Raw genomic sequence first — 25,474 nt, 5'->3', positions numbered from 1 at the left:
GCCGCACTCACCCCCTCCAACGCCGCCTCCCACGTCCCCTCGTCATGCCAGTCGAACGCCACCGCCCCCGACCGCGACCCCACCCGCACCCCGTAACCCAACCCCGCCAACCGCTCCGCCACCCGCCGACCGGTCTTACCCGTCCCACCCACCACCAGCACCACACCAGCACCGACCGGAAGATCCACAACACCCTTACGAGTCATCACAACCACCTCATTCGGAGAAACGGAGGAAACCGATGGAACCGACCCGCCGAAGGCGCCGGCGGCGCCCAGGAGGTCCGACACGATCCGCGGGCTCCTACCGCGCTGCGCGCCCGGTCGGTTCGTCGTCATGGCACCATTCAAATCCACCCCGAGTCGGCGAACCATAGCCACCGCACTCACATCCATGCGCGAGCGTCTACGCCGCCCACCAGCGGCTGTCCGCCCGGACCGGGCCGCCGCGGGGCTCGGCCCGGCTCCACCACCACCCCACCACAACACACCCCACCTCCACCGGAAAGCCCTTTCCAGCACCTCTCGACCCCGCCTCCACCACCCCCGGAAATCGACCTCGGAAGAACTCCGGAAAGGGACGGGGAGGACATCGTCGACGGTGCGGGAATGCGGTTCGAATTCCGGTGGAACACCGGGACGGTGGCGGCGGCGCACCCCCGGCGGCCGGTCCGGACCGGGTACGGGCGCCCGCGCCCCGCCCCGGCAGCGGTAGTCTCGCGGCTGCTGTCGACCTGTGGGAGGGCATGTTCATGGCCAAGCTGATAGTCCTGCTCGCCGCGATCTCGGTGGTGTTCTCGATGATCGCGTTCAACGGTGGCAACGCCCCGATCGGCGTGCTGTTCGCCGTGGTGGCGGCGTCCCCGGTCCTCTTCCTCGGCTACGCGGTGGCGACCAGGAAGCGCGCCGCCGCCGGCACCGCACGGCCGTTGACGCCGGGCCAGCGCAAGGGGCGGACGATCGCCGTACGGGTGGTCGCGCTGGCGATGGTCGGGGTCCTCGGGTACGGCGTCTACTGGGTGATCTTCGAGCCGAAGGCGAGCGACAAGGCGCTCAGCCGGATCTCCGACCTCGACGCCGGCTGCGCCGGGAACGTCGCACGCAAGTACTTCCCGAAGACCGCCGCGCACACCGGCGCCGGGCCGCACCCGGTCGCGATGTTCACCGTCAGCGAGTCCGGTTCCTCGCACCCCGCCTACCCCTCCACCGGCTCACCGGACTACTGGAGCGGGACCCACCTGGACCCGTACCGCGTCCAGCTGATCGCCTGCCTGGACTCGCCCGACGAGGGCGAGTTCCTCACCGACTGCACGTTCACCTCGGACACCCTCAAGCTCTACCGCGGCGTGTACGAGGTGACCGTGTACGAGGCCAGGACGGGGAAGAAGATCGGCACCGAGAAGCTGCTGGGCAGCACCAAGCCCAGCTGCCCCGGCATGGTCTACCTGAAGAAGGACGTCTCCAAGCTGCACACCGAGCCCGAGTTCACGGACTACCAGCAGGTGCTGCGCAAGTACGTCGAGCAGTAGCCCGGACGCCTGCCGCAGCCGCGCCTCACCGCGGCCGCGCCTCACTGCGGCCCGCCGAGGTGGGCCCGGAAGAAGTCGGCGAGCCTCTCGACGGCGGGTGTCACGTACGCGTCGCGGTCGTAGAGGTCGGTGTGCACGGCGCCCTCGATCCACACCAGCTCCTTCGGGCCGGTGGCCCGCTGGTAGGCCTGCACGCTCATCCAGGACGTGACCGCCTCGCGGCCGACGACCAGCAGCAGGGGGCGCGGGGCGATCAGGTCGAGGCCCCGGAAGGCGTCGAAGAGCGCGATGCGGTCGACGCTGGACCAGGTGAACGCCTCGGCCGCGCGGGGGTGCCCGGCACGGGAGGTGCGGTAGTACTCCCAGCCCTCGTAGACGTGCGGGCCGCCCCGGCGGGCCTCGTCCTCCGTCGCCGGGAAGAGCGGGAAGCGCCGCACCCCCTCGCCGCGCGCCTCGGCGGTACGGGCCGCCGCGGCCTCGGCCAGCATGCCCTGGAGGACCGCCGGATCCTGGGTGCCGTCGGCCCCGACCCGGAACTGGCGGGCGAGGTCGACCGCGCTGACGGCGCCGACCGCCCTGATGCGGTGGTCGGTCGCGGTGGCGGCCAGGGCGTAGCCGCCGGACGCGCAGACGCCCAGGGCGCCGATGCGCCCGGGGTCGACGTCCTCGCGGGTGCCCAGGTAGGACACCGCCGCCTTGAGGTCCTCGACCCGCTGGGCCGGGTCCTCCAGGCCGCGCGGGGTGCCCTCGCTCTCGCCCTGGTGGGCGGCGTCGAACGCCAGGGTGACGAAGCCCCGCTCGGCCAGGCGCCGGGCGTACAGGCCGGACGTCTGCTCCTTGACCCCGCTGCCGGGGTGGCCGACGACGATCGCCGGGCGGGGGCCGCCGCCCTGGGCGTCGCCGGGGCTGCCGTCCGGGGTGTACAGGTGGCCGGCGAGCCTGAGTCCCGCGCTGGGGAAGGCGACGTTGGTCCTCATGGTGGTGCTCCAGTCGTGTGGCGCGGACGGGCCCGCCGCCGGGGCGGGCTCCGGCGGCCGCCGGGGAGGCGGCCGCACTCCCACGGTGGCGTCGGCCCGCCGGGGGTACCAGGGAGGGCCCCGCCTGTGCACGCCAGTACCAGGCACGGCGGCGCCGGCCTGGGGACACTGGGGTCATGACCCCGCGCGACACGCCCTCCGGCGGCAACGACCTGGGCGACTTCCTGCGCGCCCGCCGCGCCGCGCTCGACCCGCACCGGCTGGGCCTGCCCGACGACGGCCGCCCGCGCCGGGTGCCGGGCCTGCGCCGCGAGGAGCTGGCGCAGCTCGCCCACGTGAGCATCGACTACGTCGTACGGCTGGAGCAGGGGCGCACCCGCCGGGTCTCCCGGTCGGTCCTCGACGCGCTCGCCGACGCGCTGCTACTGGCTCCGGACGAACGCGCCTACCTGTTCACGGTCGCCGACGTCGCCTCCGCCGGCCCCGCACCGAGGCCGGGCCTGCCCCAGGTCGACCCGCAGCTGGGCCAGCTGCTGGCGACCATGCACGACGTCCCCGCGATGGTCCTCAACCGCCGGATGGACGTCCTGGCCTGGAACCGGGGCGCGGCCGCCCTGCTCACCGACTTCGGCGCGCTCGCCCCGGAGGAGCGCAACCTGATCCGGCTGACCTTCCTCGACGACGACTTCCGCGCGCTGTACGCGGACTGGCCGGGGGCCGCCCGTGAGTGCGTGGCCGTGCTGCGCATGGAGGCGGGCCGCCATCCGCAGGACCGCGCCCTGGCCGCGCTGATCGGCGAACTGACCATCCGGGACGCCGACTTCCGCACCTGGTGGGCCGGCCACCAGGTGCGCGGCCCGCGCCGGCTGACCAAGACCTACCTGCACCCCGTCGCGGGCGGCATCACCCTGGACGTCCAGCAGTTCTCCGTCGACACCCAACCCGACCAGCAGCTCGTCGCCTACACCGCCCCGCCGGACTCCCCCGCACAGCAGGCCCTGCGCTTCCTGCTCCAGTGGGCCGCCCGGCCCACCCCCGTGGACGGCGCGCCGGCCGCCGCCCGGGACGGGGGCCTCGCGAGCTGACCGCCGGGGGACGGGCGCTGCGGGAGGGGCTGCCACCGCCCGTCGCCCGGCGGGGAGGACGGCCTCCCCGGGCGGTGCCCCCGCCCCCGGGGCATGATGACGGAGGGGGCGTCGACGCTCACCGAGCGTGACGCAGGGTTCGCCCCGACGCGGTTTCGCCCGCAGCGGGCAGGCGCGGGGCATCCCGATCCGGCGAGCGAAGGAGGCCCGCATGGCCGATCCGGCGAAGTCGTCCGCGCAGCGACCGCCCACCGACGCCCGGGCCGATGCCCAGGCCGGTGCCGAGGTCATCGAGACCAGCGTGCCGGCCCGGCTGGACCGGCTGCCGTGGTCCCGCTGGCACTGGCGGATCGTGATCGGCCTGGGCACCGTCTGGATCCTGGACGGTCTTGAGGTGACGATCGTCGGCAACATGGCGGCCCGGCTCGCGCAGCCCGGCAGCGGCATCGCCATCTCGACGGCGCAGGTGACCACGATCGCGGCCGCCGTGTACGTGGCGGGCGCCTGCACCGGCGCGCTGTTCTTCGGCTGGCTGACCGACCGGCTGGGGCGCAAGAAGCTGTTCATGGTGACGCTCGCCGTGTACCTGGCGGCGACCGCCGTGACCTCGCTGTCCTGGACGGCCTGGTTCTTCTTCCTCTGCCGCTTCCTCACCGGTTTCGGCATCGGCGGCGAGTACGCGGCGATCAACTCGGCGATCGACGAGCTGATCCCGGCCCGGGTGCGCGGCCGGGTCGACCTGATCATCAACGGCAGTTTCTGGATCGGCGCCGCGCTCGGCGCCTTCGCCTCCGTCGCGCTGCTCAACACCGCGCTGTTCGCCACGGACGTGGGCTGGCGGCTCGCCTTCGGGATCGGTGTCGTGCTGGGCCTGGTGATCCTGCTGGTGCGCCGGCACGTCCCGGAGAGCCCGCGCTGGCTGTTCACCCACGGGCGGGCGGCGGAGGCCGAGGAGGTGGTGGCCGAGGCCGAACGGGCCGTGGAGGAGGAGACCGGCCGACCACTGCCGGCCGTCACCGACCGGCCGATCCGGATCCGCGAGCGCGCCCCGCTCGGCTTCGTCACGATCGCCCGCACCGTGATCCGCCGTTACCCGCGCCGCACGGTGCTCGGCCTCGCGCTCTTCATCGGGCAGGCGTTCCTGTACAACTCCGTGACCTTCGGCTACGCGGTCATCCTGACCATCTACTTCGACGTGCCGGAGGGCGACACCGGCTACTACTTCGCGGTCATCGCGGTCGGCAACTTCCTCGGCCCGCTGCTGCTGGGCCACCTCTTCGACTCGGTCGGGCGGGTGCCGATGATCGCCGGCACGTACATCGGCTCCGGCCTGCTGCTGTTCGGCACCGCGGCGCTGTTCCAGCAGGGCGCGTTGAGCGCGGTCGGCATGACGGCCTGCTGGACGGCCGTGCTGTTCCTGGCCTCGGCGGGGGCGAGTGCGGCCTACCTGACGGTCAGCGAGATCTTTCCGCTGGAGACCAGGGCGATGTGCATCGCCTTCTTCTACGCCGTCGGCACGGCGGTCGGCGGCATCAGCGGCCCGCTGCTCTTCAACGGCCTGGTGAGCAGCGGGAAGGTCTCCCACACCACGCTCGCGTTCTGCATCGGGGCGGCGCTGATGACGGCTGCGGGGCTGGTCGAGGCCGCGATCGGGGTCCGGGCGGAGCGGCGCAGCCTGGAGGACCTGGCGGCCCCGCTGAGCGCCGTCGAAGCGGTGGACCGCTAGACCCCGTCCGGCCGGTCTTGCCGGGCCCGCGACGCCGGGATCGGCCGGGCATCCAGGAGTTGCGACGCCCGCTCAGACGGCCTCGTCCGGGAGCGGCAGCGGGGTGTCCCGGGCGAGCAGGCGCAGCAGTTCCTCGTCCGCCCGGGGGCCGGGGCGCGGCCGCCGCCCCGGCGATGCCGCCACCGATGACCAGGATCCGCGTCAACTCGCCCACCCCTCATCGCAGTTTCCGCCCGCGTGGAGTCCAGGCGGGTGCCGCACCGACCAGGCCGCGCGGCGCTGCGGTGGATCGGGCCCGCGCGGACGCGCCCCGGGAATCGCTCAGCCGTCCGGCCATCGAAGGCCGCATCGGGGATTTTCTGATGGATCATCAGACTTCTTTGGTATCGGCCCTGTTGTTCGTGCGAGCCCCATCGGTCTGCGGTTAGCATGCGGGGCGTTTCCGTTCGGAGACGAATCGCCCCGGACGGTCGGCGTGAGCTGCCGAGATCGGAGCCGGGCAGGCCAGGAGGAGAAGTTCATGCGCGAGTCCTTAAGGCACGTCCAGCCCATCAGCGAGGGCCCGACCGCAGGCGACGTCGCGTTGCCGCCGGGCCTGCCGTACCCCGACGGCTGGGCCTCGGTCGGCTTCGCCGACGAGCTCAAGCCCGGCACGGTGCTCACCCGCCGACTGGCCGGGGAGGACGTCGTGCTGTACCGGTTGCGGAGCGGGCGGATCCGCGCCATTCGCCCGTACTGCCCGCACCTGGGGGCCCACCTCGGCCTCGCCGCCGTGGAGGGCGACGACCTGGTCTGCCCCTTCCACCGCTTCGCCTTCGACCCGGACGGCCGGTGCGTGCGGACCGGGTACGGCTCCGCGCCGCCGAAGGCCACCCTGGCGCAGCTTCCGGTGCGCGAGGTGAACGACGCCATCTTCGTCTGGCGCCACCACGACGGCCGGCAGCCGGACTGGGAGATCCCGTCGTGGCACACGCTCGGGCACCAGCCGCCCCGGCACGCCGCCTGGGAGATGGCCGGCTACGCCCAGGACGTCATGGAGAACGCGGTCGACCTGGGCCACTTCGTCACCCTGCACGGCTGGCCCCGCGGCGAGTTGGCGGCCCCGATCGACTGGGACGGCACGCGCTTCCACGTCTCGATGCGGGTGCAGGAGGACTTCCCGCTGCTGGGCCGGCGCCAGGTCGAGATCGAGGTCGACGGTTACGGCCTCGCCTGCCTGCACTCCGACGTGCACACGCCGGCCCTCGGCCTGAAGATGTGCTCGCTGGTGATGGCCACCATGGTCGCGCCCGGCCGGATGCAGTTCCGGCAGGCGAGCCGGTTCTCCTTCGACGAGCCGTCCCGGCTGCCCCCCGCGCTCGGCAAGGCGGTCAGCCGGTCGCTGTCGAGCCTGCTGGCGGGCCCGATGTTCAAGCGGAGCTGCGAGTTCACGGCGGCCGACTTCCCGATCTGGTCCACCAAGAAGTACCTGTCGCCGCCCCGGCTCGCCCCCGGCGACGGGCCGATCGGCGCCCTGCGGCACTGGGCCCGGCAGTTCTACCCGCCGGATCACCAGGAACACCTGCCCGCGCCGGCCGCCCTCACGGTCCGGACCGAGAACGGTGCCCGCAGCGGGCTCGCCCAGCCCTGAGCCGCCGCGCCGGACGGCCGGTCGGCGCCCCGGGCTGGGGCGCCGACCGGCCGTCTGCTCAGCTCGGGAGCCGGCCGCCGAGCAGGAAGGCGGTGAACGGCGCGAGCACCCGCGGGTCGGTGAAGTCCACGCCGTGCCCGGTCGTGTCGACGGTGACCATCGCGGCCCGGTGCCCGAAGGCGCGCTGGGTCTGCCGGGCGCCGGACCACGGGGTGTCGGGGTCGTACCGGTTCTGCAGCATCAGGATGTTGCGCGGGCCCGCCGGGTTGGCCCGGACCTGGGGCGTCTTCGGGCCGTAGTGCCAGAAGGCGCACGGCCAGACGCTGCCGCTCATGCCGTTGGTGAGCGGGTAGCGGGCCCGGTCGGCGGCGGTGCGGGCGGCGTAGCCGGCCGGGTCGCGGGGCCAGGCCGAGTCGCCGCAGATCACCGCGAACTGGGCCGCGACGAAGTTGTCGGGGATGACCTGGGGCAGCGAGGTCCCGCCCGAACCGCCCGCGCCCGCGCTCGCCCTCGCGCCCTCGTTCGCGCCCGCCGGTCCTGCACCGCCCGGGGCCGGGGCCGTGTCACGGTTCGCGGCCAGCTGCCAGACCCGCGCGGCGATCGGGTAGTAGCGCGGATTGGTCAGCGCGGCATAGGTCGCGGTGCGCAGGCCGTTGCCGGTGATCACCCGGCCGTCGGCCAGGCGCAGCGGGTCGCGGTCGACCTCGCCGGCCAGCCGGAGGTAGGTCGCCCGCACCGCCTCGGGGGTGGCGCCGAGGTGCAGGGTGGCGTCCTGGCCGGCGACGAAGCCGGCCAGGGCCGGGAAGGACTCGGCGGCGCCTTCGCTGAACAGGCCGATCCCCTGCTGCTCGCCGCCCGGCGCCACCGTGCTGTCCAGCACCACGCGGTCGGTGTGGGAGGGGAAGAGGGTGGCGTAGACCTGGCCGAGGTAGGTGCCGTACGAGGTGCCCAGGTAGGAGATCCGGGGCAGGCCGAGGGCGGCCCGGATCCGGTCCAGGTCGCGGGCGGAGTTGGCCGTGGTGACGTCGGCCAGGTAGCCGCCGCTCGCGGCCGCGCAGCTGTCGGCGACCCGTGCGGCATGGTCGAGGTTGGCGGTGATCGAGCCGTCGGGGCCGGGGAAGGGGTAGTTGAGCTGGGCGTCCCGGTCGGCGGCGGACAGGTCGCAGTGGACCGGGGTGCTGTTGCCCACCCCCCGCTCGTCGAAGCCGATCAGGTCGTACGAGCGCAGGACGTCCGGCGGCAGCACCGTCGTCATCTCGCCCGGGTAGTCCAGCCCGGAGCCGCCCGGCCCGCCCGGTACCACGGCCAGGGTGCCGCGCCGGTGGGCGGGGTCGGCGGTGCGCAGCCGGGAGACGGTGAGGGTGATCGTGCCCTCGGCCGGGTCCTGGTAGTCCCGCGGCACCCGCAGGGTCGCGCACTGCTGGCGCGGGTCGCGGGGGAACGGCACGCCGTTGGCGTTCGGGGTCGGCGCGGGGCAGGGCCCCCAGGAGAGCTGCGCCGCCGGGGCCGCGACGGCGGTCGGCGCGAGGGGCGCGGCGAGTAGGAGGGCGGCGGTGAGCAGCGCGCCGCCGGCGGCGCGGGCCGTGGTACGGCCGGGAGGTCGGGTCATGTGTCCGACGCTAGGACTGCTGAGGCGTCGTCAGCCTCGGCGCAGGGGTGGAGAATTCGCCGGGACGCTTCTCCACCCTGCTCCACCCCGGGGGTGAGTGCGCGTGGAGCGCGGGCCCGCGTCGGCCCGCGCCCCACGGCCTCGGGGCTCAGGCGTGGGCGCCCGCGCACTCCGGGTGTCCCCAGCTGCTGCCCACCTTGGTGATGGTGTCGCCCTTGGCATAGGGGCGGGTGCACGGGCAGGTGCCGGCGAAGCGGGCGGCCAGGGTCCGCGAACCGCCCGAGGAGCGCTTCTTCGCCGCGGACGAGCCGGCCAACGAACCGGCCGACGAGCCCGCCGACGAGGAGGCCGGGCGGGCGGCCCGCGCCGGGGTGGTCCGGGCCGGGTCCGGCTCGGGGAGGTCGGCGGCGGTCCCGCCCGCGGCTTGCTGGTGGCGGGCGGCGTCGCTGGCGGCCTTGTCGGCGATGGCGTTCAGCGGGTCGCCGCCGACCTGGTGGGCGGGGACGTACACGAAGGTGACGTCCCGCCCGGTCAGCAGCTCGTCGATGTGCTGGATCAGCTCGCGGTTGGCGACCGGCTTGCCGGCGGCGGTCTTCCAGCCGTTGCGCTTCCAGCCGACCAGCCACTTGGTCACCGCGTCGCGGGTGTACGTGCTGTCGAGCCGGACCTCCAGCGGGACGGCCGGGTCCGTCGACGCCAGCAGCTGCTCCAGCGCCGTCAGCTCGCCGATGTTGTTGGTGCTGTGCCCGAGCGGACCGGCCTGCCAGCGCTGGGGCACCCCGGCGGCGTCCGCCACCACGTAGGCCCAGGCCGCCGGACCGGGGTTGCCCTTGGCTGCTCCGTCACACGCTGCAATGACTCGTTCGACCATGCCCCGATCATGCCAGGACGTGGCAGGCCCGGGCCAAATCGGTCAGACGCGGAGCAGCAGCAGGAGCAGGGCGGCGGACCAGCTGAAGTTGGTCGAGTTCCGCCCCTCCCCCGTCAGCGGGTCGTAGTTCTCCCGCAGCGGACCGTCCCCGCCGAGCCCGGCCGCCGTCGCCAGCAGCCGGTCCGTCGCCCGGCGGGCGTCCTGGTTCCAGCCGTACCGGCGCAGGCCTTCGATGGCGAAGTAGGTCTGGTCGATCCAGGCCAGCCCCCGCCAGTACCCGGCGGGGTCGAAGGAGGCCGAGCTGCGGGCGACGGTCGGGAACGGCAGCGCGGTGCCGAACTCGGCCGGGTCGAGCAGGAGCCCGCGGACGGCGCGGGCCTGGGCGGGTGAGGCGGTGCCGGACCAGAGCGGGATCGCGCCCTCGATGCCGCGCCCGCGCGCGGTGAGGCGGGTGCCGGTGGCCAGGTCGGTGTCGTGGAACCAGCCCGTGGCCGGGTCGAACATGGTGTCGCGGACGGCCCGGTCGATCGCCTCGGCCCGTCCGCGCAGCCGCTGGGCGGCGGTTCGGTCGCCCAGTTCGGCGGCGATGGCGGCCAGGGCGCGGTGGTCGGCGGCCAGGTAGGCGTTCAGGTCGACGGAGCGCTGGGTGAGCGACCAGCCCAGCAGGGCGCCCTGCGCGCTGCGGTTGGCGACGACGGTGGTGCCGAAGGCGGCGTCGAAGCGCGGCGCGTTGTCCATGCCGGACTCCCAGGCCGCCGCCAGCAGGCAGTCCGCCGGGGCGGCGTTGCCCGGGTCGACGGTGGCGCCGTACTCGCACAGGCCTTCGCCGTCGTGGTCCCGGGTGCGGTACCACCAGTCCTGGTAGGCGGTCAGCTTGGGCAGCAGTTCGCGCAGGAACGCGCGGTCGCCGCCGTGCCGGTAGACCTCCCAGACCGCCCAGGAGGCGAGCGGGGGTTTGGAGTTGCGCTCGTTCCAGTTGCCGCCGCCGGTGCTCGGGTCGTTGTAGAAGACGCAGTCCGGGATCATCCCGGCGTCCTGCGGGCGGTCGGCGGAGTCGGGCCGGATCTGGTGGTCGAACATCGCCCGGATCTGGTCGGCGGCCAGGTCGGGGGCGAAGACGGCGGTGCCGGCGGCCTGCTTCCAGGTGTCCCAGGCCCAGACCCCGCTGAACCACTTGTACGAGATGGTCGGCGTGACCGCGTCGTGCCGGATCCGCCCGGCCGGGCTGCGCCAGTTGGTGACCAGGGTCTGCACGCACTTGACGGCCGTCCGGCGGCGCGCGGCCGGGACGCCCTCGGTCGCCCGGGTGACGTACCCGGCCCAGCGGGCGGCACCGGCCGCGGCGACCCGGTCCGGGGCGCGCAGCGCGGCGTCCGCCTCGGCGGCCGCGCGGGAGTGCTCGGCGTCGGTGAAGGTGTAGCTCTCGGCCCAGTCCAGGGTGCGGGCCGCGCCCGGGGCCAGCCGGACGGCCGCGGCCAGTTCGGTGCGGTGGCCGTCCCCGCTGACCGTGGTGCGGACGGGCGCCGCGTGGCGGACTTCGAAGCGTTCGGTGCCGTCGGTGAGGTAGTCCCAGGTCTGCCGGACGCGGGCGAACCGGACGGCGACGCCGCGCTCGGCGGCGACCAGGGCGGGGGCGTCGTGCTGGGGGCCGGTGGCCGGGCGCAGCAGCGTCCCGGTCCAGGCGACCTGGAGGGTCCGCACGGCCGGGCCGCCGTTGGCCAGCCGCGCCCGGACCAGGGCGGTGCGGTTGCCGGCGAAGCGCAGTTCCAGGGTGAGCGCCAGTCGGCCGCCGAGGTCGTAGGACTGGCGCAGCAGCCCGGGCAGCGAGGTGAGCCGGGGGGCGCCGCCGGCGGCGAGGTCCAGCACCCGCCCCTGCTCGGTCAGTTGGAGGCGGTTGAGGCCGTCGCTGAGCCACCACGGGTATTCCTGGGCGAGGTGGAGCGGGCCGGTGAATCCGCCGAGCGGGTCCTGCGGGCGCGGCAGGGCGTAGGCGTGCCAGGCGCCGAGGTCGGCGAAGACGTTGATCGGGTTGTTGCCGGTGGTGTCGCCGGGGTAGGCCTGCACGGGGGTGCCGTGCAGGTCGAGGACGTCGGCGTAGCGGTCGGACAGGTCGGACAGGGCAGACGGGTCAGCCAGGTCGGACGGGGCGGCCTCCCGGTCGTCGGCGTGGGCGGCCGGTGCGACGCCGCCCGCCACGGCGAGGGCGGTGCCGGTGGCGGCGGTGGCGGCCAGGAGTCGGCGGCGGGTCAGCGGCGTCATGTGCGCTCCTCGGCGGGCGTGGACGGAGACGGAGACGTGGACGGGGAGGCCGGATCGGGGCCGGCTGCGGGAACCCGGACGATGGCGGCGCCGAGCGGTGCGAGGGTGACGCCCCGGCCGGTGTCGGCGCCGGTGAGCAGGTCGGTGCCGGGCTGCTCCAGTGCCACCCGGCACGCGGCGGGGCCGTGGTTGAGCAGGAACAGGTAGTCGGTGCCGTCGGCGGCCCGGCGGCGGGTGGCCTCGACGCCGGGCGGCAGGCCGGGCAGTTCGGCGCCGACCCCGGCCTCGGCGAGCGGCAGGTCGAGCACCCGGCCGACGTCCGCGCCGAGGTGGCAGCCGAGGTACCAGGCGCTGCCCGTGCCGTGGCGGTGCCGGGTGACGGCGGGCAGGCCCGCCAGCTCGCCGGAGGCGTAGCGGGCGACGGTCTCGGCGCCCTCGGTGTCGATCCACTCGCTCCAGTGCTCGGCCCGCAGCTCCGGCCCGCCGTCATCGAGCCGGACGATGGTGGCGGCCCCGTCGGGGATCGGCCAGTGCTCGTCCACGACGAGGCCGAACAGCGGCCGCAGCGGTCCGGGGTGGCCGCCGGGGTGGAGGTGGTCGTGCCGGTCGCTGATGCCGCTGAACGGGCCGCAGACCAGGTGGCCGCCCGCCTGGACGAAGGCGGTGAGCCGGTCGGCGGTGGCGGTGTCGAGTAGGTACAGGTTGGGGGCGAGCAGCAGCCGGTAGCCGTCGAGGTCGCCGGTGGGCGGGACGAAGTCGACGGTCACGCCGCGGTCGTGGAGGGCCGCGTACCAGGGCCGGAGCAGGTCGAGCCAGCGCATCCGCGCGGAGGGGTGGTCGTCCAGCTCCAGCGCCCACCAGCTGTCCCAGTCGAGCAGGACGGCCGCCCGCCCGCGCATCCGGCTGCCCGCGATCTCCCCGAGCCGGCGCAGCTCGGCCCCGAACCGGACGGTCTCCCGCCAGCCGCGCGAGGTGGTGCCGCGGTGCGGGAGCATCGCGCTGTGGAACTTCTCGGCCCCGGCGACCGAGGCGCGCCACTGGAAGTGCAGTACGCCGTCCGCGCCGCGGGCCAGTGCCTGGAGCGACCAGAGCCGGTACAGGCCGGGCCGTTTGGGCAGGTTGACGGGCCGCCAGCTGACGGCGGAGGGGGCCTGTTCCATCAGCAGCCACGGTTTGCCGCCCTTGAGGGAGCGCATCAGGTCGTAGTTCATGGCCGCGTTGACGTGCGCGCGGGGGTCGGCCGGGTCGGGGTAGGCGTCGTCGGAGACGAGGTCCTCGTGGCGGCTCCACTCCCAGTAGTCCAGCGACTTGAGCATCGACATGAAGTTGGTGGTGACCGGCACGCCCGGTGAGACCTCGTCGAGGACGGCCTTCTCGGTGCGGTGGAGGGCCAGCAGCGCGTCGGAGCAGAACCGGCGCCAGTCCAGCAGTTGGGTCGGGTTGACCGGCCCAGGCGCGGCGCGCGGCGGCTCGATCTCGTCGAACGACCCGTAGCGCTGCGACCAGAAGGCCGTCCCCCAGGACCGGTTGAGTTCGTCGACGTCGCCGTGCCGCTCGCGCAGCCAGCGCCGGAAGTCGGCGGCGGACGCCGGGCAGAAGCACTCCTGGACGTGGTCGCCGTACTCGTTGTGGATGTGCCACAGCGCCAGCGCCGGGTGGTCGTGGTAGCGCTCGGCGAGTGCCCGGGTGAGCCGGGCGGCGGCGGCCCGGTAGACGGCGGAGGACGGGCAGTAGTGCTGGCGCGAGCCGAACTCCAGCCGGACGCCGTCGGCGGTGACGGGCAGCAGCTCGGGGTGGGCCCGGACCAGCCAGGCGGGCGGGGAGGCGGTGGCGGTGGCCAGGTCGACGGCGATGCCGTAGCCGTGGACGAGGTCGAGCAGGCGGTCCAGCCAGCCGAAGTCCCAGCTCTCGGCGTCGGGTTGGAGCCGGGCCCAGGAGAAGACCCCGACGGTGACGAGGTTGACGCCGGCCTCGGCCATCAGCTTCACGTCCTCGGCCCACACCTCCTCGGACCACTGCTCGGGGTTCCAGTCCCCGCCGTAGAGGAGGCCGGGGACACGGGTGAGTGTGGTCGCGCGGGTGGACGCGGCAGAGGACACACGGGGGGTCATGCGGGGGGTCATGCGGGGGCTCATCCTTTCAGCGCTCCGCCGAGCAGGCCGGCCACGAACTGCCGCTGGAAGACCAGGAAGAGCAGCACCAGCGGGAGGGTGGCCAGCAGGGAGCCGAGCATCAGGCCGGAGTAGTCGACGTGGGTCAGCCCGGTCAGCGTGTTGAGCGCCACCGGCACGGTGTACTTGTCCTCGGTGTTGAGCATCAGCAGCGGCCAGATGAAGCTGTTCCACTGGCCCATGAAGGTGAAGATCACGAGCGCGCCCAACTGCGGCCGCACGCACGGCAGGACCACCCGGTAGAAGGTGCGCAGCTCGCCGGCGCCGTCGATGCGCGCCGACTCCAGGAGTTCGTCGGGGAAGTCCAGGAAGCCCTGGCGCATCAGCAGGATGCCGAAGGAGTTGGCCAGGAAGGGCAGGATCACCGCCTGGTAGCTGTCGATCCAGCCCACGCTGGCCATCATCTGGAACAGCGGGACGAGCAGCACCTGGAGCGGGATCATCATGGTCGCCAGCACCAGCCCGAGCAGCAGCCCGCGGCCCCGGAACCGGTACTTGGCCAGCCCGTAGCCGCACATGGCCGACAGCAGGGAGCTCAGCGCGGTGTAGACGACGGCGACGCCGAGGCTGTTGAGCAGCACCCGGCCGAAGCCGATGCTCTGCTGGAGGTGCGCCAGGTTGCGCAGCAGCTCCCCGCCGGGCAGGAACGGCGGCGGGGAGTGGAAGAGTTCGGAGCTGCTGTGGGTGCTGGCGATCAGCATCCAGGCGAACGGCACCAGGCTGACGACGGCGCCGAGGGCGAGCACGAGGAGAGCGGCGCCGCGGCCCAACCGGGCGGGCAGGGGCCGGGCGGGCAGCGGGCGGACGGCCGACGGACGGGCGGGCCGGGGGCGGGCGGAGGTGGCGCTCATCGGCGGCGTTCCCTTCCGTAGAGCCGGAACTGGAGGAGGGAGACGGCGGCGATGACCAGCACGACGACCCAGGCGATCGCGGCCGCGTAGCCGAAGTCGAGCTGCTGGAAGCCGACCTTGTACAGGTAGACCACCGGGGTGAGGGTCGCGTCGCCGGGGCCGCCGCGCGTCAGCACGTAGTTCTCGTCGAAGAGTTGGAGCGTGCCGATGGTGGAGGTGATGACGCAGAACAGCACCACCGGCCGCAACTGCGGCAGGATCACGCTGGTGTAGGTGCGCAGCGTGCCCGCGCCGTCGAGGGCGGCGGCCTCGTACTGGTCCCGGCCGATGGCGTGCAGGCCGGCGAGCAGGATGACGGCGTTGTAGCCGGTCCAGCGCCAGGTGACCGAGCCGATCAGGGAGATCCTGGCCCAGCTGGGCGAGTTGAGCCAGTCGACGGGGCCGGCGCCCAGCGCGTGCAGGAGCTGGTTGGCCAGGCCGCCGTCGGTGCGCAGCAGCACCTGGAAGACGACGGCGTAGGCGACCAGCGTGGTGACGGCGGGCAGGAAGAAGACGGCCCGCCAGCCGGCCCGGAAGCGCAGCCAGGACTGGTTCAGCAGGACGGCCAGCACCAGCGCCAGCCCGATCATCACGGGCACCTGGACGGCCAGGATCATCCCGGTGTTGACCAGGGAGTGCAGGAAGGCCGGATCGTCCAGCATCCGCCGGTACTGGTCCAGGCCGACCCAGACGGTGGCGCCGTCCCGGCGGGCGGTGAAGCTCTGGTAGAGGCTGGCGCCGAGCGGATAGGCGAAGAAGAGGACGAAGAGCACGGCCGTGGGCCCGGCGAAGAGCCAGGCCGCGGAGCGTGGCAGCCGTCGTCGCCGGGTGGGCGCGGTACGCGCGGGCAGGGTGGCCACCGTGGGGGCGGGGGCCTGGAGACTGGTCATGGCGCGTGTCCCTACGGGGCCGGCTGGCGACTGGTCGCGGTGGCAATCTGGCGGGCGGCGGAGCGCAGCACGGCGCCGGGGTCGGCTCCGTTGTGCAGCACCTGGTTGACGGCGGTGTTGACGATGTCGCCGGCCTTGGCGTCGTCGGCGGTGAGCTCGACGGTGGGGATGGCGCGGGCGAGGTCGGCGAAGAGCCGCATGGCGGGCTGGTTCGCGTAGTACGGGTCCGGCTGCTGGAAGTACGGGTCGTCCAGGGCCGGGAGGTAGGCGGGGAAGAGTCCTTCGTGTTCCATCATCGAGGCCTGGTTGGTCTTGTCCGCGAGCAGGAAGGCGAGGAACGCCCAGGCCAGTTCGGGGTTCTTGCTCTGGGCGGTGACGCAGAGGGTGGAGCCGCCGCTGTTGGAGGTGCGGCAGCCGCCGGGGTCGAACGCGGGCAGCGGGACGACGCCGAACTTGCCGTTCAGGTCGGCCATGTCGCCGCCGAGGGTGCCGTCCCACCAGGCGGCGGTGGGGGTGGTGGCGGCCTTGCCGTCGTGGGTGCCGGAGACCAGGCCGTCCCAGCCGTTCTCGAAGTCGACCAGGCCCCGGTCGACCAGCTGCTTCATCAGGGTGAGCGCCCGTTCGGCGGCGGGTGAGGCGACGGCGACCTTGCCGTCGACGAACCAGCGCTGGCCCTGTTGTTGGAGCAGCAGGGAGAACATGCTGTCCTGTTTGGTGTCCAGGACGAGCAGCTTCTTGCCGGTGCGGTCCTTGAGGGTGGTTCCGGCGGCGAGGTAGTCGTCCCAGGTGGTGAGGGCGGCGGGGTCGAGGCCGGCCTGCTGGAAGTGGTCGCGGCGGTAGAAGAGGGCGCACGGGCCGCTGTCCCAGGGCAGTGCGAAGACGCGGCCGGTGGCGTTGGTGACGGTGCGCCAGACCGCCGGTGCGAAGTGCGCGGCGAGGCCGGCAGCCCGGCTGGTCAGGTCCACCAGCGCGTGGGGGAAGTTGCCGATGTAGGTGGGGAGTCGGTGGCCTTCGACGGTCAGCACGTCCGGCAGTCCGCTGCCGGCGCCGAGCCCGACGGTGATCTTGTCGTAGGCGTTGTCGTAGCCGATGTCGACGATGTCGACGGTGGTGCCGGGGTGGGCCTGCTCGAAGGCCTTGCCGAGCCGTTGCATGGCCTTGGCGGCCACGTCCCAGGACCAGATGGTGATCTTCCCGGCGAGCTCGCCGCTCGGTCTCGCGTCCAGCCGTTTGGCGTCCGGGCCGCCGGCGCCGCCGGTGGCGCAGCCCGTCGCCCCGGTCAGCAGCAGCGCGCCGCCCGCGAGCCCGGCGCCGAGGACGCGGCGGCGTGAGGGCCCCGGCCCGGCTCCGGCCCGGATGCCGGTCCGACCATCAAGGCGTCTGTGCCGGGTGCCCGTTGAGTTCTTTCCTCCCGACATCTTGCCTCCTGAAGAGTGAATGCCGAATGCTGTATACAGAACTCAGCACACACAGTGCCGTCAAGGCCTGTGACCGAAATCGCGGAAGGTGCCAGGATGACCGCACGCGCCCCCCGGACCCACCCGTACATCCCCAACTCCGCCCCCGACGTGAAGAAAGCCATGCTGGCGGCGATCGGCGCGCACAGCGTCGAGGAGTTCTACGCCGATATCCCCGCCGAGCTCCGCCTGGACCGCCCGCTGCGGCTGCCCGAGCCGCTCGGCTCCGAGGCGCAACTGGTCGCTCACATGGAGGAGTTGCTCGCCCGCAACGCCGCCGTCCCGCCCGGCCGCAGCTTCCTCGGCGCCGGCTGCTACCGCCACCACGTGCCCGCCGTGGTCGACGAGGTCGTCAACCGCAGCGAGTTCCTCACCGCCTACGCCGGTGAGCCGTACGAGGACCACGGCCGGTTCCAGGCCCTGTGGGAGTACCAGTCGCTGATGGCCGAACTGCTGGCCGTCGACGTCGTCAACGTGCCCACCTACGACGGTTTCCAGGCCGCCGCGACCGCGCTGCGGATGGCCGGCCGGGCGACCGGGCGGCGCCGGCTCCTCCTGGTCGGCGACCTCGACCCGGACAAGCTCTCCCGGATCCGCGACTACGTGCACGGCGTCCACGACCTCGCGCTCGTCGCGGCCGAGCCCGGGGCCGTCCGCGCCGCCCTCGCCGCCGGCGACGCCGCCGCCGTCTTCGCCGAGCTGACCGACCACTGCGGCCGGGTCGACCCCGAACTGCCGCAGTACGTCGAACTCGCCCACCAGGCGGGTGCACTGGCCGTCGTCGGCGCCAACCCGCTGAGCCTCGGCGTGCTCGCCCCGCCCGCCTCCTTCGGCGCCGACCTCACCTGCGGCGACCTCCAGCCGCTCGGCATCCACCCCAGCTTCGGCGGCGGCAACGCGGGCTTCATCGCCAGCGCCGACGACGAGCGCCTGGTGGCCGAGTACCCCAGCCGCCTCTTCGGCCTCACCCCCACCGACGTCCCGGGCGAGTACGGCTTCGGCGACGTCGCCTACGAGCGCACCTCCTTCGCCCTGCGCGAGGAGGGCAAGGAGTGGGTCGGCACCGCCGCCGCCCTGCACGGCATCGCCGCCGGGGTCTACCTCTCGCTGATGGGGCCGCACGGCATGCGCGAGATCGGCGAGACCATCCTCGCCAACACCGCCTACGCCCGTCGGCGCCTCGCCCAGGCCCCCGGCGTGGAACTCGCCGACCCCGAGGCCGTCCACTTCGCCGACTTCACCCTCCGCTACACCGGCGGGCACACCGCCGCCGAGGTCGCCGCCGCGCTGCTCGCCCGCGGCCTGCACGCCGGCACCCCGGCCGGGGAGCACGAGGGCCGCTACTGCGTGACCGAGCTCCACACCCAGGCCGACATCGACCGCCTCGCCACCGCCCTTGAGGAGATCGTCAAGTGACGGATCGTCAGAACAGCGGCGGGACCGACCCGCGGATCGCCCCCAAGCCCGCTCTGCGCCGCTTCCACCAGGCCCGCTGGGACGAGAAGCTGATCTTCGAACTGGGCGCGCCCGGCGAGCGCGGCGTCCTGCCGCCGACCCCCGGACCCGGCGTCACCGCCGCCGTCGGCAGCCCCGCCGACCGACTGCCCGCCGCGCTGCGCCGCACCACCCCGGCCGCGCTGCCCGAACTCGGCCAGCAGCAGGTGCTCCGCCACTACCTGCGGCTCTCCCAGGAGAACCTCGGCGCCGACCTCAACGTCGACGTCGGCCAGGGCACCTGCACCATGAAGTACAGCCCCAAGGTCAACGACGCCTTCGTCCGCGACCCGCGCATCGCCGCCCTGCACCCGGCCCAGGACCCCTCGACCGTCCAAGGGGTGCTCGAACTCGTCCACCGGCTTGAGCAGTTGCTCAAGGAGGTCTCCGGCATGGACCGGGTCTCGCTGCAACCCGGCGCCGGCTCCGCCGCGATCTGGACCAACGTCTCCGTCATCCGCGCCCACTTCGCCGCCCGCGGCGAGGCGGAGCAGCGCGACGAGGTCATCACCACCGCCTTCTCGCACCCCTCCAACGCCGCCTGCGCCAAGACCGCCGGCTTCAAGGTCATCACCCTGCACCCGGACGCGGACGGCTACCCCGACATCGAGGCGCTGCGCGCCGCCGTCGGCCCGCGCACCGCCGCGCTGCTCATCACCAACCCCGAGGACACCGGGATCTACAACCCCCGGATCGCCGAGTTCGTCCGCATCGTGCACGCGGCCGGCGGCCTGTGCGCCTACGACCAGGCCAACGCCAACGGCGTCCTCGGCATCACCCGGGCCCGCGAGGCCGGCTTCGACCTGTGCCACTTCAACCTGCACAAGACCTTCTCCACCCCGCACGCCTGCGGCGGCCCCGCCGCCGGCGCCTGCGGCGTCACCGCCGAGCTCGCGCCCCACCTGCCGAGCCCCACCGTCGAGTTCGACGGCGAGCGGTACGTCCTGGACCACGACCGGCCGGAGTCCATCGGCAAGATCCGCCCCTACCTGGGCGTCGTCCCGAACCTGGTCCGCGCCTACGCCTGGATCATGTCGATGGGCGCCGCGGGGCTGCGCGAGACCGCCGAGACCGCCGTGCTCAACAACAACTACCTGATGCACCAGGTCCAGCGGATCCGGGGCGTCTCCGTCCCCTACGCCAAGGGGCGCCCGCGCGTCGAGCAGGTCCGCTACAGCTGGCAGCAGCTCAACGAGGACACCGGCCTGCACAGCGAGGACCTCGGGTACCGCGCCGCCGACTTCGGCACCCACTACTGGACCAGCCACCACCCGTACGTCGTCCCCGAGCCGATGACGCTGGAGCCGACCGAGTCCTACGCGCGCGCCGACCTGGACGAGTACGCCGCGATCCTCGCCGAGGTCGCCCGCGAGGCCTACGAGGACCCGGAGACCGTCCGCACGGCCCCGCACAACTCCACCGTCCACCGCATCCGGCACGAACCGCTGGACGACCCGGCGGTCTGGGCCGTCAGCTGGCGCGCCTACCGCCGCAAGGTCCTCGGCGAGCGGCCGTGACGGACGGGACGACCGGCCCCAGGATCGGGCTGGTGGTCAACCCGGTCGCCGGACTCGGCGGCCGGGTCGGCCTCAAGGGCAGCGACGGCGCCGAGGTCCAGCAGCGGGCCCGCACCCTCGGCGCCCGGCCGGTCGCGACCGCCCGCGCCGAACTGATGCTCCGTCATCTCGGCGCGCTGGCACCGCGATCGACCCTGCTCACGGCGGCCGGTCCGATGGGTGCGGACGCCGCGCGGGCGGCCGGCCTCGACGCGACGGTGGTCCACCGGCCCGCCGGCCCGGACACCACGGCGGCGGACACCCGCGCGGCCGTCCGCGCCCTCGTCGCGGCCGGCGCCGGCCTGCTGCTGTTCTGCGGCGGCGACGGCACCGCCCGCGACGTCCTCGACGCGCTCCACGCGCTCCACGCACTCGACCCGCTCGGTCCGGAGCCCGGCCCGCCCGTCCTCGGCATCCCGGCCGGGGTCAAGATGCACTCCGCCGTCTTCGCCGTCCACCCCCGGGCCGCCGCCGAAGTGGCCGCCGCCTGGGCGGGCGGCGGCGTCCGGCTGGCGTCCGCCGAGGTCGTGGACCGCGACGAGGCGGCGCTGCGGGCGGGCCGGGTGTCCGCCCGCCTGCACGGGTGGCTGACCGTCCCGGTCCTGCCCGCCCGGGTCCAGCAGCGCAAGACCGGCGGCTCCGCCACCGACCCCGAGGCGCTGGGCGGCATCGCCGCCGAGGTCGCCGAACGCGTCGGCCCCGGCGGGCTGCTCGCCCTCGGCCCCGGCGGCACCACGCACGCCGTCGCCACGGCGCTCGGCGCGGCGGACGCCTGCCTGAGCGGCGTCGACGTGCTCCGCCTCCGACCCGGCGGCACCGCCCGCGTCGTGATCCGCGACGCCCGGGCCGACCAACTGCTGGCCCTGCCCGCCGCCCCGTGGATCGCGCTCTCGCCGATCGGTGGCCAGGGCTTCCTGCTCGGTCGCGGAAACCAGCAGTTCACCCCCGAACTGCTGCGCGCCACCGGCCGCGAGCGGCTGCTCGTCCTCGCCACCGAGGCGAAGCTCGCCGCCCTCGCGGGCCGCCCGCTGCTGCTGGACACCGGCGATCCGGAGCTGGACGACGCCCTGTCCGGGCACGTCCGGGTGATCACCGGCCGCCACTCCAGCGCCGTCTACCACCTCACCACCTGACCGCCTGAGATCCCCCTGTAGAGGAGCCCCCCAGTGATCGACCTCCACGGCAAGCGCGCCATCGTCACCGGCGCCGCCTCCGGCATCGGCCGGGCCACCGCCGCCCTGCTGGCCGAACTCGGCGCGGCCGTCGTCCTCGCCGACCTCGACACCGACCGCGGCGAACAGGCCGCCAAGGAGACCGGCGGCACCTTCGTCCGCTGCGACGTCTCCCGACGCGCCGACTGCGAACGGGCCGTACGCACCGCCGTCGACCTGCACGGCGGCGTCGACGTGCTGTTCAACAACGCGGGGATCATCCGCCGGTCCACCGTCTGCGACATCGCCGACGACGACTGGGACCAGGTGATGGCCGTCAACGTCCGCTCCATCATGCTGCTCAGCGGACTGGTCGTGCCGCTGATGGCCGCGAACGGCGGCGGCAGCATCATCAACACCGGCTCCGGCTGGGGCATCCGGGGCGGCGGCCGGGCCGTCTCCTACTGCGCCTCCAAGGGCGCCGTCGTCAACATGACCCGGGCCATGGCCATCGACCACGGCCCCGACAACATCCGCGTCAACTGCGTGTGCCCCGGCGACACCAACACCGGTATGCTCGCCGAGGAGGCCCGCCAGCTCGGCGAGAGCCCGGACGCCTTCTACGCCGACGCCGCCGACCGACCGCTCGGCCGCATCGGCCAGCCTCGGGACATCGCCCAGACCGTCGCCTTCCTCGCCAGTGACGCCTCCACGTTCGTCAGCGGCGCGATCATCGCCGTGGACGGCGCCGGGACCGCCTGACCAGTCGCCCGGCCGGTACGCTACGGACCGAGGAAGAAGGGAAAGCCCGATGGCGATCGAGCGGCGTCCGCTGCGCGAACAGGTGAAGGACGAACTCCTGGAGCGGCTGGGCCACGGCCGGTTCACCCCCGGCGAGTCGATCAACGAGGTCCACCTCGCGGAGGAACTGGGCGTCAGCCGCACCCCGTTGCGCGAGGCGCTGATCAGCCTGGAGCGCGAAGGCATCATCACCAGCGAGCGCGGCAAGGGCTTTCGCTTCGCACCCACCGGCCGGCAGGAGTTCCTCGACCTCACGGCCATCCTGATCGCCCTGGAGTCGCTGGCCCTGCGGACCTCCGACCGCGCGCACCTCTCGGCCATCGCGCCCCGGCTGCTGGCGGAGGCCCGCGCCTTCTCCGCGCCCCAGGCCCCGCACGGCACCATAGAGCGCTACGACGACGCCTGGCACGCGCTGTTGCTCTCCGGCTGCTCCAACGCCCGGCTGCGCGAACTGATCGACTCGCTCAAGCTCACCCTCCACCGCTACGAGCGGGTGGTCGTCGGCGACCACGAGATCCTCGAACGCGCCGCCGAGGAGCACGAGCGGATCGCCCAGTGCCTCCTCGACGACGACGTGGAGCAGGCCGTCGCCGCCCTGGAGGCGAACTGGACCAGCGGCATGGAGCGGATCATGGAGCGCCTGCCGGCCCTCGGCGTCCGCTGACGCGCCCTCCCCCGCGGCCGGGACGTCACTCCTCGTCGGACCGGCCGCGGACGCAGGTCAGCACTCCGGCCACGGCCGCGATCTGCGCGGTGAGCCCACCGGCGTCGCCCTGCCCCTGCACCGACAGGGCGATCTCGACGGGCTTCTCGGAGGCCTCGCCGGGGAGTTCCCCGTCCGTGCCGGACAGCGTGCGCAGCTCGAAGACGGCGAACCCGGCCCGGGTGCACTGGTCCAGCACGTCCCGCAGCACCCCCCGGCCGGGACGGTAGGTGATGCGGTACGAGACCGGCGGCCGGTGCAGCGCGGGCAGGCGGTTGAGCAACGGCCTGATCGCGTAGGACGCGAGGAAGTACGCCGCGACGGTCAGCGCCGCGAGCAGCGGCAGGCCCGCGGCCGCGGCGGAGCCCACCGCCGCGGTGAGCCAGATCGTGGCCGCCGTCGTCAGGCCCTGCACCCAGCCCCGGTGCACGAAGATCACCCCGGCGCCGATGAAGCCCAGCCCCGACACGATCTGCGCGGCCATCCGCGACGGGTCCAGCTCGACGGTGCCCGCGCGCACCACGTCGGCGAAACCGTACTTGCTCACCAGGGTGAACAGCGCCGCGCCGCTGCCCACCGTCGTGTACGTCCGCAGGCCCGCGGACTTCTGGCGGATCTGCCGCTCGACCCCGATCAGGCCGGAGAGCAGGAAGGCGAACAGGAACTCCAGTACCTGGACCGACCCCTGACCGGACGGCCCGGCCGCCCATTGAACCGCTGCCATAGCCCTGACGCCTCTTCTCCGCCGCACCGCCGGCCCCGGACGTGGTGATTCATGCTAGGGCCCGGTGCCCGGCGGCGTGGCCTCCTCCCGGCAGGCCGGGGGTCGATTCCGCGTCAATTCCCGCCGCTCCCCGGCCCGTCGGCGCGCGCGGCGGGCCGGGGCCGGGCCGCAGCGAGCAGGGCGGCCGGGTCGGGATGCTTCTGGAGCCCCGGCAGCAGCAGCTCCCACAGGTCGGCCAGGCGCTCCTCGATGGTGAGCCGTCCGTCGATCGCGTCGGAGACGGTGTGCAGCCCGAAGAAGGCGCAGATCACGCCGTGGGCCGTGGTCGCCGGGTCGACCCGGGCGGCGAGCTCGCCCTCGCCGCCCGCCCGTTCGAGCAGGGCGCGGACGGTGTCGATCCATCCCACGAAGGGCACCGGGAGGTCGGCGTCGATGGCCGCGCGCTCGGACCAGAGCCGGGCGCCGGCCCTGACCACGACGTCGTCGCGGAAGGCCCGCGCCACCGCGAAGCTCAGCCGGACGAGTTGCTCCAGCGCCGGCGCCGGGGTGCGGGTGTGGCGCGCGACGACCTCCGGCCAGGTGGCGAAGTGCGCCTCGATCACGGCGCGGGCCAGGTTCTCCTTGCTGGTGTAGTGGAAGTAGATGGCCCCGCTCGTCCTGCCGGAAGCCGCACTGATGTCGCTGATGCTGGTGCCCGCGTACCCGCGTTCGTCGAACATCCGAGCAGCTGATTCGAGGACAGACCTCCGTGTCGTCTCCGCCCGATTCTGCACGCGCCTCTGCCTTTTCAAGATCACCCCGGCTTTTCGCACGCACTGTAGTGATCCGCGGGCCGGATCGCCAACTGACGACATGCGAAACCAGGGCGATTGATATTTTCTGTAAATATGAAGATGCTGGATTTCCTCCCTTCCTCGGCGGCCCGGCATCCTGCCCGACCGCTCAGCTGGTCCCGCACGGTCCCCCGCGAGCTGGTCCACCGCGCCGCCGTGGCGGAGGTGCTGCTGACCGACGTCCGGGCCCGGGGCGGCGACCGCTTCGAGGCGGCGGCCCAGTGGCCCCGCTCCCACCCCACCTTCCCGCGCGGACGCGGGGAGCGGCACGACCCGCTGATCGCCGTGGAGACCGCGCGCCAGCTGGGCATCTACCTGCCGCTGCGCCACTACGGCGTGCCGGCCGACACGCACCTGCTGATCACCGACGTGTCCTGCCGGGTCGATCCCGCCGCCGAGCCGCGCGGCGACGGCCCGGCGGCGGTCCTCTGCCGGGCCCAGGTGCACGACCTGCGGACCTCGGCCGAGAACCACCGGCCCACCGGCCTGCGGCTCCGGGTCGACTGCTCCGCCAAGGGGGCGGTGTTCGCCCGGATCGAGGGCGGGACGCGCTTCGTCGACCGGCCCGCCTACCCGGCCCTGCGCGGCTCCGGCCTCGCCGGGCGTCCCACCGACTCCGGCCCGCCCCCCGACCCCCCGTCACCGGCGGAGGTCGGGGTCGCGCTGCCCTCCGACGTGCTGGTGACGCGCGCGGGCGGCGTCTCGCGGGCCGGCGACGTGACCCGCGCGGACGACGCGCTCCTGATCTGCCCGGCCGACCCGGCGCACCCGTTCTTCTTCGACCACCCGTCCGACCACATGCCCGGCATGGTGCTGCTGGAGGCGGCCCGGCAGGCCGCGGCGCTGCGGAGCGCGGGGCGGCTGTCACACCCCGTCGACTACCGGATGAAGGCCGTGCGGTTCACCGAGTTCGCCCCCCTCCCGGAAGTCGACGTCACCGAGTACGAGCATTTGTGCGTTTTTCATATTCGTCAGAACGGCCATATCACCGCCGTGGGGTCGCTCGGCTATTGAAGTAAAAACCCGGCAAATCCATGGCCACCAAGTTTGACCGCGAAACATATCAATCGTAACGTTGCGATCGTTATGTTCCGGGTCGTTTTCTCCGATCCGGACGCC

At 73.7% G+C, this 25,474-nt stretch carries 20 protein-coding genes and 1 pseudogene; 10 read left to right on the top strand and 11 right to left on the bottom strand.

Going from position 1 to position 25,474, the window contains the following annotated elements:
- Positions 1-290: pseudogene (locus ACIPLC_RS19330) on the bottom strand (hypothetical protein); the annotation flags it as partial.
- Positions 291-751: 461 nt separating this feature from the next.
- Here ACIPLC_RS19330 and ACIPLC_RS19325 point away from each other — a divergent pair.
- Positions 752-1,528: a hypothetical protein gene (locus ACIPLC_RS19325; RefSeq protein WP_400474205.1), complete on the top strand. Its 777-nt coding sequence runs from the start codon at positions 752-754 to the stop codon at positions 1,526-1,528.
- Positions 1,529-1,569: 41 nt separating this feature from the next.
- Here the strand turns inward: ACIPLC_RS19325 and ACIPLC_RS19320 are convergent, their stop codons facing one another.
- A complete protein-coding gene (locus tag ACIPLC_RS19320) occupies positions 1,570-2,505 on the bottom strand; it encodes an alpha/beta hydrolase (RefSeq protein WP_400474204.1) in 936 nt (311 codons plus the stop codon).
- Positions 2,506-2,681: 176 nt separating this feature from the next.
- Between ACIPLC_RS19320 and ACIPLC_RS19315 the strand changes: the two genes are divergently transcribed.
- The 3 genes from ACIPLC_RS19315 to ACIPLC_RS19305 all read left to right on the top strand — a co-directional run bounded on the left by ACIPLC_RS19315 (position 2,682) and on the right by ACIPLC_RS19305 (position 6,946).
- Positions 2,682-3,590, top strand: coding sequence for a helix-turn-helix transcriptional regulator (locus tag ACIPLC_RS19315; RefSeq protein WP_400474203.1), 909 nt, complete (start codon positions 2,682-2,684; stop codon positions 3,588-3,590).
- 211 nt (positions 3,591-3,801) lie between these two features.
- Entirely contained in the window at positions 3,802-5,316 is a 1,515-nt protein-coding gene (locus ACIPLC_RS19310) for an MFS transporter (protein WP_400474202.1), read from the top strand.
- A gap of 520 nt (positions 5,317-5,836) precedes the next feature.
- The gene (locus ACIPLC_RS19305; protein WP_400474201.1) at positions 5,837-6,946 is read left to right on the top strand and encodes a Rieske 2Fe-2S domain-containing protein; all 1,110 of its coding nucleotides are present in this window, start codon (positions 5,837-5,839) and stop codon (positions 6,944-6,946) included.
- A 58-nt stretch (positions 6,947-7,004) separates the two neighbouring features.
- Here the strand turns inward: ACIPLC_RS19305 and ACIPLC_RS19300 are convergent, their stop codons facing one another.
- From ACIPLC_RS19300 to ACIPLC_RS19270, 7 genes are all read right to left on the bottom strand, one after another.
- Positions 7,005-8,555 carry an alpha/beta fold hydrolase gene (locus tag ACIPLC_RS19300; protein ID WP_400474200.1) on the bottom strand — a complete coding sequence of 517 codons (1,551 nt, stop codon included), beginning with the start codon at positions 8,553-8,555 and terminating at the stop codon, positions 7,005-7,007.
- A 148-nt stretch (positions 8,556-8,703) separates the two neighbouring features.
- Positions 8,704-9,426, bottom strand: a complete 723-nt coding sequence (locus ACIPLC_RS19295; RefSeq protein ID WP_400474199.1) for a ribonuclease H — start codon at positions 9,424-9,426, stop codon at positions 8,704-8,706.
- A 42-nt stretch (positions 9,427-9,468) separates the two neighbouring features.
- Positions 9,469-11,685 (bottom strand): MGH1-like glycoside hydrolase domain-containing protein, encoded by a 2,217-nt coding sequence (locus tag ACIPLC_RS19290; protein ID WP_400474198.1) that lies wholly within the window; start codon positions 11,683-11,685, stop codon positions 9,469-9,471.
- Positions 11,682-13,796: a beta-galactosidase gene (locus tag ACIPLC_RS19285; RefSeq protein ID WP_400474197.1), complete on the bottom strand. Its 2,115-nt coding sequence runs from the start codon at positions 13,794-13,796 to the stop codon at positions 11,682-11,684. The genes ACIPLC_RS19290 and ACIPLC_RS19285 overlap by 4 nt, the downstream gene beginning before the upstream one ends.
- 20 nt (positions 13,797-13,816) lie before the next feature.
- Positions 13,817-14,707, bottom strand: a complete 891-nt coding sequence (locus tag ACIPLC_RS19280) for a carbohydrate ABC transporter permease (RefSeq protein WP_400474196.1) — start codon at positions 14,705-14,707, stop codon at positions 13,817-13,819.
- A complete protein-coding gene (locus tag ACIPLC_RS19275) occupies positions 14,704-15,636 on the bottom strand; it encodes a carbohydrate ABC transporter permease (protein ID WP_400474195.1) in 933 nt (310 codons plus the stop codon). Before ACIPLC_RS19275 ends, ACIPLC_RS19280 begins: the two co-directional genes overlap by 4 nt.
- 11 nt (positions 15,637-15,647) lie before the next feature.
- Entirely contained in the window at positions 15,648-17,054 is a 1,407-nt protein-coding gene (locus ACIPLC_RS19270) for an ABC transporter substrate-binding protein (protein WP_400474194.1), read from the bottom strand.
- Positions 17,055-17,150: 96 nt separating this feature from the next.
- Here ACIPLC_RS19270 and gcvPA point away from each other — a divergent pair, with 96 nt between their 5' ends.
- From gcvPA to ACIPLC_RS19245, 5 genes are read left to right on the top strand one after another with little or no spacing between them, the layout of a single operon-like run.
- On the top strand, positions 17,151-18,509 hold the full coding sequence (gene gcvPA / locus ACIPLC_RS19265; protein WP_400474193.1) for an aminomethyl-transferring glycine dehydrogenase subunit GcvPA: 1,359 nt from the start codon (positions 17,151-17,153) through the stop codon (positions 18,507-18,509).
- A complete protein-coding gene (gene gcvPB / locus ACIPLC_RS19260; RefSeq protein ID WP_400474192.1) occupies positions 18,506-20,104 on the top strand; it encodes an aminomethyl-transferring glycine dehydrogenase subunit GcvPB in 1,599 nt (532 codons plus the stop codon). The genes gcvPA and gcvPB overlap by 4 nt, the downstream gene beginning before the upstream one ends.
- Entirely contained in the window at positions 20,101-21,276 is a 1,176-nt protein-coding gene (locus ACIPLC_RS19255) for an ATP-NAD kinase family protein (protein ID WP_400474191.1), read from the top strand. The genes gcvPB and ACIPLC_RS19255 overlap by 4 nt, the downstream gene beginning before the upstream one ends.
- Positions 21,277-21,309: 33 nt before the next feature.
- Positions 21,310-22,056 (top strand): SDR family NAD(P)-dependent oxidoreductase, encoded by a 747-nt coding sequence (locus tag ACIPLC_RS19250; protein ID WP_400474190.1) that lies wholly within the window; start codon positions 21,310-21,312, stop codon positions 22,054-22,056.
- 49 nt (positions 22,057-22,105) lie between these two features.
- Positions 22,106-22,759, top strand: coding sequence for a GntR family transcriptional regulator (locus ACIPLC_RS19245; RefSeq protein WP_400474189.1), 654 nt, complete (start codon positions 22,106-22,108; stop codon positions 22,757-22,759).
- A gap of 25 nt (positions 22,760-22,784) precedes the next feature.
- On the opposite strand, the gene ACIPLC_RS19240 is transcribed toward ACIPLC_RS19245, so the two are convergent.
- Both ACIPLC_RS19240 and ACIPLC_RS19235 read right to left on the bottom strand, forming a co-directional pair.
- Entirely contained in the window at positions 22,785-23,522 is a 738-nt protein-coding gene (locus ACIPLC_RS19240) for an MgtC/SapB family protein (RefSeq protein ID WP_400474188.1), read from the bottom strand.
- A gap of 113 nt (positions 23,523-23,635) precedes the next feature.
- Positions 23,636-24,295, bottom strand: coding sequence for a ScbR family autoregulator-binding transcription factor (locus tag ACIPLC_RS19235; protein ID WP_400474187.1), 660 nt, complete (start codon positions 24,293-24,295; stop codon positions 23,636-23,638).
- A gap of 114 nt (positions 24,296-24,409) precedes the next feature.
- On the opposite strand from ACIPLC_RS19235, the gene ACIPLC_RS19230 reads away from it, so the two are divergent.
- Complete coding sequence (locus tag ACIPLC_RS19230) at positions 24,410-25,369, top strand: ScbA/BarX family gamma-butyrolactone biosynthesis protein (RefSeq protein ID WP_400474186.1); 960 nt, start codon at positions 24,410-24,412, stop codon at positions 25,367-25,369.
- The last annotated feature ends 105 nt before the right edge of the window (positions 25,370-25,474 follow it).

This window comes from Kitasatospora sp. NPDC086801 (genome assembly GCF_044745805.1).
In the GTDB taxonomy this organism is placed as follows: Bacteria; Actinomycetota; Actinomycetes; order Streptomycetales; family Streptomycetaceae; genus Kitasatospora.
The sequence above is the reverse complement of the archived record's forward strand: the minus strand, read 5'-3'. Positions and strand labels throughout refer to the sequence as shown.

Excerpts from the sequence above, each read along its gene's own strand:
- ACIPLC_RS19240 (WP_400474188.1), bottom strand. The coding sequence starts at position 23,522 with ATGGCAGCGGTTCAATGGGCGGCCGGGCCGTCCGGTCAGGGGTCGGTC.
- ACIPLC_RS19325 (WP_400474205.1), top strand. The coding sequence starts at position 752 with ATGGCCAAGCTGATAGTCCTGCTCGCCGCGATCTCGGTGGTGTTCTCG.
- ACIPLC_RS19275 (WP_400474195.1), bottom strand. The coding sequence starts at position 15,636 with ATGACCAGTCTCCAGGCCCCCGCCCCCACGGTGGCCACCCTGCCCGCG.
- ACIPLC_RS19245 (WP_400474189.1), top strand. The coding sequence starts at position 22,106 with ATGGCGATCGAGCGGCGTCCGCTGCGCGAACAGGTGAAGGACGAACTC.
- ACIPLC_RS19270 (WP_400474194.1), bottom strand. The coding sequence starts at position 17,054 with ATGTCGGGAGGAAAGAACTCAACGGGCACCCGGCACAGACGCCTTGAT.
- ACIPLC_RS19320 (WP_400474204.1), bottom strand. The coding sequence starts at position 2,505 with ATGAGGACCAACGTCGCCTTCCCCAGCGCGGGACTCAGGCTCGCCGGC.
- ACIPLC_RS19295 (WP_400474199.1), bottom strand. The coding sequence starts at position 9,426 with ATGGTCGAACGAGTCATTGCAGCGTGTGACGGAGCAGCCAAGGGCAAC.
- ACIPLC_RS19315 (WP_400474203.1), top strand. The coding sequence starts at position 2,682 with ATGACCCCGCGCGACACGCCCTCCGGCGGCAACGACCTGGGCGACTTC.
- ACIPLC_RS19310 (WP_400474202.1), top strand. The coding sequence starts at position 3,802 with ATGGCCGATCCGGCGAAGTCGTCCGCGCAGCGACCGCCCACCGACGCC.
- ACIPLC_RS19230 (WP_400474186.1), top strand. The coding sequence starts at position 24,410 with ATGAAGATGCTGGATTTCCTCCCTTCCTCGGCGGCCCGGCATCCTGCC.
- gcvPA (WP_400474193.1), top strand. The coding sequence starts at position 17,151 with ATGACCGCACGCGCCCCCCGGACCCACCCGTACATCCCCAACTCCGCC.
- ACIPLC_RS19300 (WP_400474200.1), bottom strand. The coding sequence starts at position 8,555 with ATGACCCGACCTCCCGGCCGTACCACGGCCCGCGCCGCCGGCGGCGCG.
- ACIPLC_RS19290 (WP_400474198.1), bottom strand. The coding sequence starts at position 11,685 with ATGACGCCGCTGACCCGCCGCCGACTCCTGGCCGCCACCGCCGCCACC.
- ACIPLC_RS19285 (WP_400474197.1), bottom strand. The coding sequence starts at position 13,796 with ATGACCCCCCGTGTGTCCTCTGCCGCGTCCACCCGCGCGACCACACTC.
- ACIPLC_RS19305 (WP_400474201.1), top strand. The coding sequence starts at position 5,837 with ATGCGCGAGTCCTTAAGGCACGTCCAGCCCATCAGCGAGGGCCCGACC.
- ACIPLC_RS19280 (WP_400474196.1), bottom strand. The coding sequence starts at position 14,707 with ATGAGCGCCACCTCCGCCCGCCCCCGGCCCGCCCGTCCGTCGGCCGTC.